Source organism: Silicimonas algicola, assembly GCF_003970735.1.
GTDB lineage: Bacteria > Pseudomonadota > Alphaproteobacteria > Rhodobacterales > Rhodobacteraceae > Silicimonas > Silicimonas algicola.
In genome coordinates this window covers 2,433,340-2,447,262 of the sequence record NZ_CP034588.1, presented here as the reverse complement: position 1 = coordinate 2,447,262, position 13,923 = coordinate 2,433,340, and the positions used below count along the sequence as shown (strand labels likewise).

Genomic DNA, 13,923 nt, shown 5'->3' with positions numbered 1-13,923 from the left:
CGGGGGGGTCAGTCGAACTTCGCGGACGGCGCGAGCACCGTCGCCTCGCCGACGAGGACCTTCTTGCCGTTGACGAGGCAGCGCGTGTCGAGCTTCACGCGGCGCTTGGCGTAGTCGATCTCCAGCACCTCGACCTCGGCCAGGACCATGTCGCCCGGGCGGACGGGGGCGAGGAAGCGGAGCGTCTGGCCGAGGTAGACCGTCCCGTGGCCGGGAAGCTGCTCGCCGATCACGGCCGAGACGAGGCCCGCCGTCAGCATCCCGTGGGCGATCCGGCCCTCAAATATGGTGTCCTGCGCGTAGGCGTCGTCGAGGTGGACCGGGTTTCGATCGGTCGAGACGCGGGCGAAGAGCTCGATGTCTTCATCCGTGATCTCCTTCCTCAGCGAGCGCACCATGCCCACCTCGAGATCCTCGATCACGATGGTGCCGCGCGGCTGGTTGTCGAGCATCACGATTCTCTCCGCAACAAACGAACCCAAATGGCTTCTGCTGTGAAACTTAATTACTTCGCAGGTGCAGAAAATCAACCCCTCTTATGGTCGGAGGCGGGGTCTGAACGGAATGTTTCGCGAAAAACCGGTGGAATGCGGCAGCCGCGTCGATACTGTCGGTCGGACATGTTCAAGCTGGGGGGCTGAGTTCATGCCGAAACGCCTGCGCGATTTGCTGCTCGGGGCACCCGAGGCGGTGCCCGGAGACTATATCCTCGCCCTTACCGCGGTGGTGGGGCTGATGGCGGCGGTCTTCGTGCGGATGATCTGAGGCGCGCGCCTCCGCGGGTCAGCCTAACGAGTACATCCCGTCGTAGATCGGCTCGAGCGTCTCCTGGTCGAAGAGGCTCGAGACCGACGTCCCGTGCCAGATATTCATGATCGCCTGTGCCAGCATCGGCGCCGTCGGCACGATGCGGATGTTCGTCGCGGCCTTCGTGGCCTCGGACGGCTCGATGGTGTCGGAGACGACGAGGCTTTTCATGGCCGAGGCCGTGACGCGCTCGATGGCGGGACCGGACAGCACGCCGTGCGAGATATAGGCGTGGACCTCCTTCGCGCCGGCCTCCATCAGCGTCTCGGCGCCCTTGCAGAGGGTGCCGGCGGTGTCGACGATATCGTCGACGATGATGCAGACGCGGTCCTTCACGTCGCCGATCACGGTCATCTCGGCGATCTCGCCCGGCTTCTCACGGCGCTTGTCGACGATGGAGAGGGGCGCATTGATGCGCTGCGCCAGTTCGCGGGCACGCGCCACGCCGCCGACGTCGGGGGACACCACGGTGACCTCGTCCATCGTCTTGCGGAAAGCGTGCTTGATATCGAGCGCGAAGATGGGTGCGGCGTAGAGGTTGTCGACCGGAATGTCGAAGAACCCCTGGATCTGGGCGGCGTGGAGATCCATCGTCAGGATACGCTCGATGCCGGCCGAGACCATCATGTTGGCGACAAGCTTCGCGGTGATGGGCGTGCGCGCCTTGGTGCGGCGATCCTGACGAGCGTAGCCGAAATAGGGGATCACGGCGGTGATCCGCGCAGCCGACGACCGGCGCAGCGCATCGGCCATGATGAGGAGCTCCATCAGGTTGTCGTTCGCCGGGTTCGACGTCGACTGCAGGATGAACATGTCCTCGCCGCGGACGTTCTCGAAGACCTCGACGAAGATCTCGCCGTCGTTGAAGCGCTCGACCCGGGCGTCGACGAGGCCGACGTTCATGCCCCTGTGCATCGACATCCGGCGCGCGACGGCCTTCGCCAGCCCCTTGTTGGCGTTGCCGGCGATGATCTTCGGTTCTTCGAGCTGGGGCATTGACGCGCGGACCTCCCTGGACCGCGGAGCGCGGCGGATTCGCAATGTTGACACCGCTTAGCATGTGCCTAGGGTCACGCAAACAATCGAAACCGGGAGGCGGGGCCACATGCCTCACATCGACTATTATCTCACTGTTGTCTCTCCATTCTGCTACCTCGCCGGCACACGTCCTGCCGAGGTCGCGGCGAAGCATGGGGCCACGATCACTTACAAGCCGGTGGATGCCGTCGCCCTCTTCGGACGTACAGGCGGTGTTCCGCTTGCACAGCGCCATCCGTCGCGCCAGGCCTACCGGCTCGCCGAAATTCCCCGCCAGGCGAAGATGCTGGGCATGCCGATCACCGTGAAGCCGGCGCACTTCCCGACCAATCCGGCCCCGGCGGGCTATGCCATCATCGCCGCGCAGAATGCCGGCGGCGGTGACCTAGCAGCGCTCGTCGCGGGCCTGTCGCGCGCCTGCTGGGCCGAAGAAAAGGACGTCGCCGAAGACAGCGTCATCAAGGGCTGCCTCGAGGCGGCGGGCTTCGATCCGGCGCTCGCCGACCGCGGGCTTCTCGCAGGGGCCGAGACCTATGGGACGAACCTCGAGGAGGCGGTGAACCGCGGCGTCTTCGGACTGCCGTTCTTCATCACCGACGACGGCGCGCCGTTCTGGGGCCAGGACCGGATCGACCATCTCGACGCGCATCTCGGAGGGCGGCTCTGACCATGGCGGCGAAGAAACCGCTTGCCCTCATTCACTGCATGCTCGGCCGCGCCTCGAACTGGCGGCCGTTTCTGAACGCGCTCGGCGGAAGCCCGTCGCCGCTTCTGATCGAGCTTCCGGGCCACGGGCTGGCCGCCAAATGGGACGAAAGCCGGGACTATTCGGACCAGGCGATCGAGATGGCGCTGGACGAGTTGCCGTCCGACCCCGTGCCGCTGGTCGGCCACTCCTATGGTGCGGTGCTGGCCCTGCGCATCGCGGTCGAGAGACCCTACCGCGTCAGCTCGCTCGTCCTCGTCGAGCCGGTGTTCTTCGCCGCCGCGAAGGACAGGTGGGCCCATGACAAGGCGATGCGCGACCTCGCGCCCTTCGACAAGAACGTCAAGGCCGCGTCCTATGCGACGGCGGTGAAGGAGTTCCACGCGCTCTGGGGCGACGGGACGGCCTGGAAGGATTTGCCCGCCGAGGCGCGCGCCTACATGATGGAGCGGATCGCGCTCGTGCCTCAGGGCAACAGCCTTCTGCGCGACGACCGGCGCGACATCCTGGGCGAGGGGCGGCTCGAAGAGCTCGAGATACCGGTGACCTTCGTCGATGGCAGCGCAAGCCATCCCGTGATGGCCGAAATCATCCAGTCGCTCGGCGACCGCATCAAGGACGCCGACTGGGCGACTATCGAGGGCGCCGGGCACATGCTTCCGATGACGCATCCGAAGCAACTGGTCGAGGCCGTGAAGGGCCGTCTGTTCGTCTGAGATCAGGCGGCGCCGAGCGCGTCCACGATCCCCCCGAAATCCGCCGCCTTCAGGGACGCGCCACCAACAAGGGCGCCGTCGACATTCGGCACGGCGAAGATCTCGGCGGCGTTCGACGCCTTCACCGATCCTCCGTAGATGATGCGCATTCCTTCGCCGTCGGCACCGAAGCGCGCGGTGAGGCGTGCGCGGATGTCGGCGTGGACGAGGGCGATCTCGTCGGTCGTGGGAACCTTGCCGGTGCCGATGGCCCAGACGGGTTCGTAGGCGATGACGGTATCCTCGGCCGTCGCGTCGTCGGGGAGCGACCCGGCGACCTGACCGCCGACGACCTCGAGGGTGCGGCCCGCCTCGCGTTGCTCGAGCGTCTCGCCGACGCAGACGATGGCGATGAGACCGGCGTCATGCGCGGCCTCGGCCTTGGCGCGGACGAGCGCGTCGTCCTCGCCGTGGTCGGCCCGGCGTTCGGAGTGTCCCACGATCACAAAGGCCCCGCCCGCGTCCCGGACCATCGCCGCCGAGATGTCGCCGGTATGTGCGCCCGAGTCCTTCGGGTGACAATCCTGGGCGCCGGTCTGGACGGACGTGCCGAGCGCCGCGTCCGAGACGCGCGAAAGAAGCGTGGCGGGCGGACAGATCAGGATGTCGCAGCCGGGCGTCGGGTGAGCCGTCGCCAGCGCCTCGATCTCGGCGAGGCTGGCGGCGAGGCCGTTCATCTTCCAGTTTCCGGCGGCAAGCTTCTGCATGGGGCGTCCTCCTCACGGGCTGCGGGCGCGACAATGCGCGGCCAGACGCGAAGGTCAAGCCGCGCGGCTTCTTCTGTCCTGAAATACTCCGGGGGTGCGAGCGCCAGCGAGCGGGGGCGGAGCCCCCGTCGTCTCAGCCCGACGTCGCCTCGCGTTCGGCCGCCAGCGTATCGACGTCCTTGAACTTGATCGACTCGCCGCATCCGCAGGCGTCGGTCACGTTCGGGTTGCGGAACCGGAACGCCGATTCGAGGAGCGAGGTCTCGTAATCGATCTCGGTCCCGAAAAGGAACATCTGCGCCATGGGCGCGATCATCACCCGCGCGCCGTCCTGTTCGACCACCTCGTCCGTGGGATCGACGGTGTCGGCGAACTGCATGGTGTATTCCATCCCGGCGCATCCGCCCTTCTTCAGGCCGATGCGCAGTCCCGAGCGGCCGTCCTTCTCCATCAGCCGCGCGATCTGGCGGACCGCGGCCGGGGTCAGTGTGACCGCCTGCTTTCCGGGAATGGCGAACATGGGGCGTCTCCTTGGGCTTCTTTCGAATCTAGTCGGTCCGGGCGGTCGTCTCAAGGGGTTGGCGGAAGAAGCGCCTCGATCAGGGTCATCGTGCCATAGCCCACGACCATGGCCCAGCCGAACGAGGCCAGCGTGCCGATGATGACGTATTCACCCGCGCGCGTATCCTTCGACGTGGTCTCGAAGCGGAGGACCGACTTGGCCGCGATGAGAAAGCCGATGCCCGCCGGCTGCTCGACGAGGATCAGAAGGAAGATGATCCCGCGCTCGAGAAGCCCGATCAGCCGTCCCCCGTTCGGCAGGCCTTCCGGCAGGACGCTGCGGTCCCAGGGGCTGACGAGGAGGGCGACGACGTGTCCGCCGGCGGCGGTGGCGAAGACCAGGCCGGCGGCGGCGGCCATGAGGCCGGGAAGCCAGGGGATTGCGGCCCAGGCGCCACCCGCGAAAAGACCGGGCGACAGAAGGGCGACGGCAGCGAGGGTCAGAAGATGCGCGCCCTGGTCGGCGAGGAACGAGGCGAGGCGGTTCGGCAGGGTATAGGCCTTGACGATGTCGATCGCGATGTGGACGGCGGCGAGCGCCAGAGGCTCCCAAGCATCGACGCGGCCGAGGGCGGCCTGCGCGGTGACGAGGACGATGGCGAAGTGAAGGAAAAGCGTCCGGGCGCTGCGCTTGGTGGCGACCATGCCCGAGGTCTGGAGCAGGAAATCGGCGACGGCATGAGCGAGGAGGAGCGCGGCGAAGGTCTCGATCATCTCGGCGCAGCCTCTGTGAAGTCATGCGTGGCGAAGGCGTGAAGCGCCTCGTCCAGTGAGGCGACGCCCGAGGCCGCGAGGCGAAGCTGGACCGCTTGCCGCGTGATGCCGAGGTGGCTTGCGATCTCTTCCTGCGTCGTCTCGCCGAGAAGGCTCAGCGCGGCTGCCTCGGCCTGGGCGGGGGACCATCGGCGCATGACCTGTTCGGCGAGCCTGAGCACGGCGTTCTGCCAGACCCCGATGCCATCGCCCGCGATCAGCATGAGCCGCTTGCCCGCCTGGTCGAGATGGTCGCCGGACACGAAGAAGGCGCGTCCCGTCGCATCCGCAAGGTCGGTGCTTCCGAGGCTTTCGACGCTGCCGATCCCGGCCGAGATGCGCGTATCGAGGCCCAGTCCGGCGGCGATGAGGCGAGCGCGAAGGAAGAGCATTGCGTGGAGGACGCGGTGGGGGTCCGACACCACGACCTGCCAGCCGTCGCCGCGATGACGGGTGAAGCGCAGGTCCTCTGACCAGGTCGAACCGAAATCCTTCGCCGCGCGGCGGAGCACGTCCATCGCGGCCTCGACGCTGTCGGACGAGGCGGAGCGAGAAGCGACGATATCACCTGTGAGAACCGCGAAGGCTTCCATGAGCAAGCTTTAAAGCTTGCAATCCGAAAATGCAAGTCAATTTGCTTGCTAATCGAGAATGCAAGCCAAAGGGCTTGCCTACATGAAGCCGAGTTCCAGCCGCGCCTCGTCGGACATCATCTCCATGCCCCAGGGCGGATCCCAGGTCAGGTCGACGTCGACCTGCTTGACGCCTGGCAGGGGCTCGATGGCCTCGGCCACCCATCCGGGCATCTCGCCGGCCACGGGACACCCCGGTGCGGTCAGCGTCATAAGGACGTTGACGGCCCCGTCCTGCGCGATCTCGATCGTGTACACGAGACCCAGATCGTAGATGTTCACGGGGATCTCGGGGTCGTAGACCGTACGGCAGGCGTCGACCACCTGGTCGTACAGCGGGTGATCGGTCGTGGACGGCTTGATCAGCGGCGTCCCTTCCAGCCTGTCGGTCAGTTCGGCGGTCATGTCGGGTCCCGATATTTGTTGACCGAATATATAGGATTTACCAAAGCCCGGGTAAAGGCCGACGCGGGATCTCAGAGAATCTCGGTCAGACCGTCGCACAACGCCTGTGGCGACAGGCTGGACAGCCGCCCGTCGAGGGCGTCGTGCGTTTCGCGCCAGACCGGCGTCGCGGCCGCCAGGACTTCCTTGCCGGCTAGGGTCAGCACAAGCCGGCGCGCGCGGCGGTCGGACTCGTCCGCCGCGACGTCGACAAGGCCCTTGCGCTCCAGCGGCTTCAACGCCGCCGTCAGCGTGGTGCGGTCCATGCCGAGCAGGGGAACGAGGTCCGTGAGGCGCGGCGGCTTGGGACGGTTCAGCCCCATCAGCAGCGAGAACTGGCCATTCGTCAGGCCGAACGGGCGCAGCGCCTCGTCGAAATGGCGCGCAATGACGCGCGCCGCCCGCTGGAGATGCAGGCAGAGGCAACGGTCGCGCACCTCCATCGTGGTCGCGTAAGGCAGGATTTCGCTCTCCATGATTAATAAGTTGATACCAACATAAACGCCTGTCAAGGTGACGGCCGAATCTGAGCGAAAGGATAGGGCGATGCCGTATTACCAGGGCTTTCTTGCCGCAGTACCCGAAGCCAACAAGGAGCGCTACCGCGAGGAAGCGACGAAAGCCTGGGAGTTGTTCAAGGGATTGGGCGCCGTCCAGATGGTCGAGACCTGGGGCGTCGACGTCCCCGACGGAAAGGTCACGTCCTTCCCGATGGCGACGAAGAAGACGGACGACGAGACGGTGATCTTCTCGTGGATCGTCTGGCCTGACCGCGCCACCTGCGACGCCGCGACCCGGAAGATGATGGAAGACCACAGTGCGGCGGCCGAGATGGAGATGCCCTTCGAAGGAATGCGGATGATGTGGGGCGGGTTCGAGGAACTCGTGAACGTACGTGCCTGACTTCGATTTCCACGTTTCGGCCTTCGCCTGGGTCCCCGAGACCTCGCGCGGGTGGGTCAAGTGCCTCCGGCCCAGGTGGGCCTTCGAGGAGGCGGGCTTCGCCTACCGCACGACACGTCTCGGACCGGGTGAGGGCGGTTCGGACGGCTACCGCGCCTGGCAGCCGTTCGGGATGGTGCCCGCCTACGATGACGGTCGGGTGCGCCTGTTCGAATCGGGCGCGATCCTCTTGCGCATCGGCGCCCTGTCCGACCGCCTGCGGGGATGGGACGACGCCGAAGAGGCGACCATAGCTTCCTGGGTCTTCGCCGCGCTGAACACCTTCGAGACGCACACCTCGCGGCTGACCGACGGCCTTCCGGGCGCGGTCGAGGCGGTGTCGCGGCGGCTCGAGGCGCTGGAGGCGGCGCTGGGCGACAGGGAGTGGCTGGTGGAGCGCTTCAGCGTCGCCGACATCGCCATGGCGACCGTCTTGCGCGAGATCGGCGAGACGGCGGTCCTGCGGCGTCACGCGGGTGTCTCGGCCTATCTGGCGCGCTGCCTCGCGCGTCCGGCGTTCGACCGCGCCCTTCAGGCGCAGTTCGCCGATTTCGACGACAGCCGCGTCGCCTGAGCCTCTGGCCTTTCGGGCGCGTCGGGCTTAGTCGAAAGGACGATGACTGAGCGTTTCTCCTTCTCCCTCGCTGCAACAGACGGCAAGGCCCGCACGGGTACGATCCGCACGCCGCGAGGCGAGATCCGCACGCCCGCCTTCATGCCCGTGGGGACGGCGGCGACGGTCAAGGCGATGCTGCCCGAAAGCGTGGCGGCGACAGGGGCGGACATCCTCCTCGGCAACACATACCACCTGATGCTGCGGCCGGGCGCCGAGCGGGTCGCGCGGCTGGGGGGGCTGCATCGCTTCATGAACTGGGACCGGCCAATCCTGACCGACTCGGGCGGCTTCCAGGTGATGAGCCTTGCGGGCCTCCGGAAGCTGACCGAAGAAGGCGTGACCTTCACCAGCCACATCGACGGCTCGAAGCACGAGCTGACGCCCGAGCGGTCGATGGAGATCCAGCGGCTTCTGGGGTCGGATATCGTGATGTGCTTCGACGAATGCCCGGCCCTGCCGGCGGACGCCGCCGCCGTCGAGGCCTCGATGCAGTTGTCGATGAGATGGGCCGAGCGCTCGAAGATCGCCTTCGGGGACCGGCCGGGCCACGCGCTCTTAGGGATCCAGCAGGGCGGCGTCACGCGCGAGTTGCGCGCGGAAAGCGCCGAGGCGCTGAAGGCCATCGGCTTCGACGGCTACGCGGTCGGCGGCCTTGCCGTGGGCGAGGGACAGGAGGCGATGTTCGGCGTCCTCGACTATGCGCCCGACATGCTGCCCGAGGACCGTCCGCGCTATCTGATGGGCGTGGGGAAGCCGGACGACATCGTGGGCGCGGTCAAGCGCGGCATCGACATGATGGACTGCGTGCTGCCGTCGCGCTCGGGCCGCACGGGACAGGCCTTCACGCGTCGCGGGGTGGTCAACATCAAGAACGCGCGCCACGCCGACGATCCCCGGCCGCTCGACGAGGCCTGCGGCTGCCCCGCCTGCCAGGGCTATTCGCGGGCCTACCTGCACCACGTTTTCCGGGCGGGCGAGATGATCTCGGGGATGCTGCTGACCTGGCACAACCTGCGCTACTATCAGGATCTGATGGCGGCGATGCGTGCGGCCATTGCGGCCGGGACCTTTGCGGAGTTCGAGACGACGTTCCACGCCGACAGGGCCGAGGGCGACATACCGCCCCTGTGAAACCGGCTCAGACGACGCGCGGGCGTCCGTCGTCGACCCAGCTGACCCACCGCGTCTGGAGCGGCGTCGCCGCGACCCGCACGGGGACGCGGGCGACACGCGGCAGGACGAAGCCGCGCCAGCCCGACCGATCCCGCAGGATGCGGCCGTGCATCAGGCGGCTGACGAACACGGCGCCGGTGACAACGACTAGAGCCGTCATCATCGGGTTGGCGAGGATGGGATAGCCCAGGTCGGGCACCGCCAGCACGAAGACGGCGAGCGAGAGCCGCGAGACCGCCGCGGCTTCGACCATGAAGCGCATCGACGGCATCACCAGGCAAACGGCGAGCGCCGCGGTTCCGATCACGATTGCGTAGACGGCGCCGATGATGAGCGAGACGTGGATGCCGTGGATGTAGATGTTGGCACGGGCGTAGAACAGGAAGCCTGCGAGGAACGCCAGAGCCACGACGAAGGCGAGACGCCGTCTTTCGCTATGGACGCGGTGCAGCAGGCGTCGTGTCATGCGTCTCTCCGCAAGGCGGGTTTCCAACCGGGGTTCACTGCTAGAGGCGAAACCTGACCAAATTGGGGCGTATTCGTTAATTTTTCCTTCACCTGAACAAAACGGGCCGCAGACGGCATTCGTTCCCGTAGAGCGACAAACCGTCCGCTCTGTGGACGCTCAGGGGAGAGCGCGCTTGCTCCTCGGGCCTGCGGGGGGCATTCTGCGGGCCAATGAGCAGGTGGTTGAAGGCGGGGAAGCCGTCACCACATATAGAGGCCGAAAGCAGGAGAGGGCGGAGGTCGCCGAACTTGGGACCGGACCCTCTTGCAAAGCAAGGAAATCGTATGAACGAACCTTTCACATCGTCGTTCCCCGTCCTTCCCCTGAGGGACATCGTCGTCTTCCCGCACATGATCGTGCCGCTCTTCGTGGGGCGCGAGAAATCGGTGCGCGCGTTGGAAGAGGTGATGAAGGACGACAAGCAGATTCTGTTGTCGAGCCAGAAGGACCCGTCCGTCGACGAGCCGAGCGCCGACGGCATCTATTCGGTGGGTGTCCTCGCCAACGTGCTGCAGCTTCTCAAGCTGCCCGACGGCACCGTGAAGGTGCTGGTCGAGGGCCGCGGCCGCGTGCGGATCACCGACTTCGTCGAGAACGAGTCCTTTTTCGAGGCGAATGCCGAGCCCCTGACCGAGGAAACCGGCGACGAATCCACCGTCGAGGCGCTTCTGCGCTCGGTGGTCGAGGAGTTCGAGCGTTATGCCAAGGTCAAGAAGAACGTCCCCGAAGAAGCGCTGACCCAGGTTTCGGAAACCCACGAAGCGTCCAAGCTGGCCGACCTGGTGTCGGGCCACCTCGGCATCGACGTGGACAAGAAGCAGGGCCTTCTCGAGACGCTCTCGGTCGCCGAGCGGCTCGAGGCCGTCTATGGCATGATGCAGGGCGAGATGTCGGTCCTACAGGTCGAGAAGAAGATCAAGACCCGCGTGAAGTCCCAGATGGAGCGGACGCAGCGCGAGTACTACCTCAACGAACAGATGAAGGCGATCCAGAAGGAGCTGGGTGACGGCGAGGACGGCTCGAACGAGATCGCCGAGCTGGAAGAGCGGATCGAGAAGACGAAGTTCTCGAAGGAAGCGCGCGAGAAGGCCGACGCCGAGCTGAAGAAGCTCAAGACCATGTCGCCGATGTCCGCCGAGGCCACGGTCGTTCGCAACTACCTCGACTGGCTCCTGGCGTTGCCGTGGGGCACGAAGAGCCGCGTCAAGAAGGACCTGACCCGCGCCCAGAAGGTGCTGGACGATGACCATTACGGTCTCGAGAAGGTCAAGGAACGGATCGTCGAATACCTCGCGGTCCAGCAACGCTCGAAGAAGCTGAAGGGGCCGATCCTTTGCCTCGTCGGACCTCCGGGCGTCGGCAAGACCTCCCTTGGGAAGTCGGTCGCCAAGGCCACGGGACGCGAGTTCATCCGCATCTCGCTCGGCGGCGTGCGCGACGAATCCGAGATCCGGGGTCACCGGCGGACCTACATCGGCTCGATGCCCGGCAAGATCATCCAGGCGTTGAAGAAGGCCAAGACGACGAACCCGCTCATCCTGCTCGACGAGATCGACAAGATGGGCCAGGACTTCCGGGGCGACCCGGCGTCGGCGATGCTCGAGGTTCTCGACCCCGAGCAGAACGCGACCTTCATCGACCACTATCTCGAGGTCGAATATGACCTTTCGGACGTCATGTTCCTGACGACGGCGAACTCCTACAACATGCCGTCGCCGCTTCTGGACCGGATGGAGATCATCCCGCTTGCCGGCTACACCGAGGACGAGAAGCGCGAGATCGCGAAGCAGCACCTTCTGGCCAAGCAGCGCAAGAACCACGGCCTGCGCGAGAAGGAATTCGAGCTGACGGACGAGGCGCTGGCCGAGATGATCCGGACCTATACCCGCGAGGCGGGTGTGCGGAACCTGGAACGCGAGATCGCCAAGATCGCGCGGAAGGCGGTGACGCAGATCGTCCGGAAGGAAGTCGACAAGGTCACGGTCACGCCCGACAGGCTCGAGGAATTCCTCGGCGTGAAGAAGTACCGCTACGGTCTGGCCGAGAAAGAGGACCAGATCGGCGTCGTGACGGGCCTTGCCTGGACCAGCGTCGGCGGCGACCTTCTCCAGATTGAAGCGCTGCGTCTTCCCGGCAAGGGCCGGATGAAGACGACCGGCAAGCTTGGCGACGTGATGAAGGAGTCGATCGACGCGGCCGCGTCCTATGTCCGGTCGATCGCGCCCAAGATCGGGGTCAAGCCGCCCAGGTTCGACACGATGGATATCCACGTCCACGTGCCCGACGGGGCGACGCCGAAGGACGGGCCCTCGGCCGGTCTGGCGATGGTGACGTCCATCGTCTCGGTGCTGACGCAGATCCCGGTCCGCAAGGACATCGCCATGACGGGCGAGGTCTCGCTGCGCGGCAACGCCATGCCGATTGGTGGTCTGAAGGAGAAACTTCTCGCGGCCCTGAGGGGCGGCATCAAGACGGTGCTGATCCCCGAGGAGAACGAGAAGGACCTGGCCGAAATCCCGGACAACGTGAAGCAGGGGCTCAAGATCATCCCCGTCACGCACGTCTCGGAAGTGCTGAAGCTTGCCCTCGTGCGCCAGCCCGAACCCATCGAGTGGGACGAGGCGGCGGAAGAGGCGGCAGCGGCGGCCCGGCTGGCCTCGCAAGCCAGCCAGAGTCCTGGCGCCACGGCGCACTGACCGGCACAAGCGACAAGGAAAAGGCGCCCCTCGGGCGCCTTTTTTCGTGTCTCGCTCAGACCGTCAGAGAAGGCTCAAAAAGTCTGGCAGGTGATCGGCTGCCTCGTCCTGCATGTCCTCGGGAAGACGGCCGGCGAAGCCCTCGGCCGGAACGGTCGGGATGCCGTCCGGAACGCCGGGAAACTCGGGCGGTGCCGCCTTGCCGATATGCTGGGCGGCGTGTTCGTCCGCGCGCGGAAGCGCGGCGTCGGGCGGTGTCGTGTCGAAGCGTCCATGATGGCTCTTTCTCCTCTGCTCGGGCCATTTGACTGGTGCGCACAGATTCCCATGTCTGAGAGGCGCAAGGAAAGTGTGCATTCGTGCAGAACACGCGCGGGCTCGTCCCCAGTTGCGTTCCGGACTCAGCCTTCCGCGCGGCGGAGAAGACGCCCCGGCTTGCTCACCCGGCCGCCTCCCACAGGGGCCGCCACGCCCGTCGTGCCGGCGCAGGAGGTCGGCAGCCCGCGCTTCACCCGCACGGCGAGGAAGGCGAAGGCCTGCGCCTCGAGCATGTCGCCGTCGAAGCCGTGGGCCTCGACCGGGACCACCGTGCAGGCGGCGAGGCCGCGGATCAGTTCCATCAGGCCCGGATTGCGGCGACCTCCGCCCGTGACGAGCAGACGCTCGGGCGGTTCGGGGCAATGCTGGAGCGCCAAGGCCACCGCGCCCGCCGTTCCGGCAGCGAGCGTGGCCACGGCGTCGGCGTCCGACAGGCCGGACACAGCCGTGTCCCAACCCTTGAAGTCGTTTCGGTCCAGCGACTTGGGCGGCATTCTTGAGAAGAATGCCTCGCCCGAAAGCAGTTCGGCCAGCACATCCTCGTCGACCTGTCCTGCCCGCGTCAGCACACCGTCCGCATCCATCGGTCGGCCAAGCCGTGTCATGCACAGGTCGTCGATCAGCGCGTTGCCCGGCCCCGTATCGAAGGCGAGAAGCGCGCCGTCCGCCTCGGGCCGGTCGCGGCGCGGATCGACCCAGGTGATGTTGGCCACACCGCCGATGTTGAGGAAGGCGACAGGACGCCGGAAACCAGCCCGCTTCGCCAGCGCGAAGTGGTAGAACGGCGCGAGCGGCGCGCCCTGGCCGCCCAGATGCACGTCGGCGCTGCGGAAGTCCCAGACGACGGGCCGCTCCAGCGTCTCGGCCAGAAGCGCGCCGTTGCCGATCTGGACCGTCAGCGCCCGATCGGGCTGGTGCAGGGTGGTCTGGCCGTGGAAGCCGATAAGCTCGGCCTGCGGAAAACCTGTCAAAAGCTCGGCATGGGCCAGTTCGACCACTTCCGCCGCCGCCTCGACGTCGGGGCCGTCAGCCTGCCCGAGCGCCCGGCGCAGCACGGCACGCTCGGCCTCGGTATAGGGCCGATAGCCGCTCTCGCCGAACTCCGCGACCTTGTGCCCGTCGGTTCGAACCAGCGCACAGTCGACCCCATCGAGCGAGGTCCCCGACATGGCGCCCAATGCCCAGATCGGGCCGTCCCCGCACATGGCTTTCCCTTCCACCGAAGCGCCAGTATAGATGGCGCGCCCCCGTGGCCGAATATAGACGG

General features: G+C 66.5%; 17 protein-coding genes. 6 read left to right on the top strand and 11 right to left on the bottom strand.

All coding sequences use genetic code 11. The annotated features are described in order from the left end of the window. Positions 1-8: 8 nt before the first annotated feature. On the bottom strand, positions 9-452 hold the full coding sequence (locus EF888_RS12140; protein ID WP_109758339.1) for a MaoC family dehydratase: 444 nt from the start codon (positions 450-452) through the stop codon (positions 9-11). Positions 453-783: 331 nt separating this feature from the next. Further along, positions 784-1,803 (bottom strand): ribose-phosphate pyrophosphokinase, encoded by a 1,020-nt coding sequence (locus EF888_RS12135; protein ID WP_109758340.1) that lies wholly within the window; start codon positions 1,801-1,803, stop codon positions 784-786. Positions 1,804-1,912: 109 nt separating this feature from the next. Between EF888_RS12135 and EF888_RS12130 the strand changes: the two genes are divergently transcribed. Both EF888_RS12130 and EF888_RS12125 read left to right on the top strand, forming a co-directional pair. Then, a complete protein-coding gene (locus tag EF888_RS12130) occupies positions 1,913-2,512 on the top strand; it encodes a 2-hydroxychromene-2-carboxylate isomerase (protein WP_109758341.1) in 600 nt (199 codons plus the stop codon). A gap of 2 nt (positions 2,513-2,514) precedes the next feature. Continuing rightward, the gene (locus tag EF888_RS12125; protein WP_109758342.1) at positions 2,515-3,267 is read left to right on the top strand and encodes an alpha/beta fold hydrolase; all 753 of its coding nucleotides are present in this window, start codon (positions 2,515-2,517) and stop codon (positions 3,265-3,267) included. Positions 3,268-3,269: 2 nt separating this feature from the next. On the opposite strand, the gene tpiA is transcribed toward EF888_RS12125, so the two are convergent. The 6 genes from tpiA to EF888_RS12095 all read right to left on the bottom strand — a co-directional run bounded on the left by tpiA (position 3,270) and on the right by EF888_RS12095 (position 6,879). Then, entirely contained in the window at positions 3,270-4,013 is a 744-nt protein-coding gene (tpiA, locus tag EF888_RS12120; protein WP_109758343.1) for a triose-phosphate isomerase, read from the bottom strand. Positions 4,014-4,146: 133 nt separating this feature from the next. After that, the gene (locus EF888_RS12115; protein ID WP_109758344.1) at positions 4,147-4,533 is read right to left on the bottom strand and encodes a HesB/IscA family protein; all 387 of its coding nucleotides are present in this window, start codon (positions 4,531-4,533) and stop codon (positions 4,147-4,149) included. Between the two features lie 50 nt (positions 4,534-4,583). Beyond that, a complete protein-coding gene (locus EF888_RS12110) occupies positions 4,584-5,288 on the bottom strand; it encodes a DUF3307 domain-containing protein (RefSeq protein WP_109758345.1) in 705 nt (234 codons plus the stop codon). Then, entirely contained in the window at positions 5,285-5,920 is a 636-nt protein-coding gene (locus tag EF888_RS12105; protein ID WP_109758346.1) for a hypothetical protein, read from the bottom strand. Before EF888_RS12105 ends, EF888_RS12110 begins: the two co-directional genes overlap by 4 nt. A 78-nt stretch (positions 5,921-5,998) precedes the next feature. Next, on the bottom strand, positions 5,999-6,364 hold the full coding sequence (locus EF888_RS12100; RefSeq protein ID WP_109758347.1) for an SUF system Fe-S cluster assembly protein: 366 nt from the start codon (positions 6,362-6,364) through the stop codon (positions 5,999-6,001). 71 nt (positions 6,365-6,435) lie between these two features. Continuing rightward, the gene (locus tag EF888_RS12095) at positions 6,436-6,879 is read right to left on the bottom strand and encodes a MarR family winged helix-turn-helix transcriptional regulator (protein ID WP_109758348.1); all 444 of its coding nucleotides are present in this window, start codon (positions 6,877-6,879) and stop codon (positions 6,436-6,438) included. A 70-nt stretch (positions 6,880-6,949) separates the two neighbouring features. On the opposite strand from EF888_RS12095, the gene EF888_RS12090 reads away from it, so the two are divergent. From EF888_RS12090 to tgt, 3 genes are read left to right on the top strand one after another with little or no spacing between them, the layout of a single operon-like run. Then, positions 6,950-7,306 (top strand): DUF1428 domain-containing protein, encoded by a 357-nt coding sequence (locus EF888_RS12090; RefSeq protein ID WP_109758349.1) that lies wholly within the window; start codon positions 6,950-6,952, stop codon positions 7,304-7,306. Then, positions 7,299-7,919 (top strand): glutathione S-transferase family protein, encoded by a 621-nt coding sequence (locus EF888_RS12085; RefSeq protein ID WP_109758350.1) that lies wholly within the window; start codon positions 7,299-7,301, stop codon positions 7,917-7,919. The genes EF888_RS12090 and EF888_RS12085 overlap by 8 nt, the downstream gene beginning before the upstream one ends. A gap of 42 nt (positions 7,920-7,961) precedes the next feature. Continuing rightward, positions 7,962-9,092, top strand: coding sequence for a tRNA guanosine(34) transglycosylase Tgt (tgt, locus tag EF888_RS12080; protein ID WP_109758351.1), 1,131 nt, complete (start codon positions 7,962-7,964; stop codon positions 9,090-9,092). A gap of 7 nt (positions 9,093-9,099) precedes the next feature. On the opposite strand, the gene EF888_RS12075 is transcribed toward tgt, so the two are convergent. Next, positions 9,100-9,600 carry a hypothetical protein gene (locus EF888_RS12075; protein WP_109758352.1) on the bottom strand — a complete coding sequence of 167 codons (501 nt, stop codon included), beginning with the start codon at positions 9,598-9,600 and terminating at the stop codon, positions 9,100-9,102. A gap of 326 nt (positions 9,601-9,926) precedes the next feature. On the opposite strand from EF888_RS12075, the gene lon reads away from it, so the two are divergent. Then, the gene (gene lon / locus EF888_RS12070; RefSeq protein WP_109758353.1) at positions 9,927-12,338 is read left to right on the top strand and encodes an endopeptidase La; all 2,412 of its coding nucleotides are present in this window, start codon (positions 9,927-9,929) and stop codon (positions 12,336-12,338) included. A gap of 63 nt (positions 12,339-12,401) precedes the next feature. Here lon and EF888_RS12065 read toward each other — a convergent pair whose 3' ends face one another. Both EF888_RS12065 and EF888_RS12060 read right to left on the bottom strand, forming a co-directional pair. Continuing rightward, entirely contained in the window at positions 12,402-12,695 is a 294-nt protein-coding gene (locus EF888_RS12065; RefSeq protein WP_109758354.1) for a hypothetical protein, read from the bottom strand. A gap of 44 nt (positions 12,696-12,739) precedes the next feature. After that, a complete protein-coding gene (locus EF888_RS12060) occupies positions 12,740-13,861 on the bottom strand; it encodes an anhydro-N-acetylmuramic acid kinase (RefSeq protein ID WP_109758355.1) in 1,122 nt (373 codons plus the stop codon). Between the last annotated feature and the right edge of the window lie 62 nt (positions 13,862-13,923).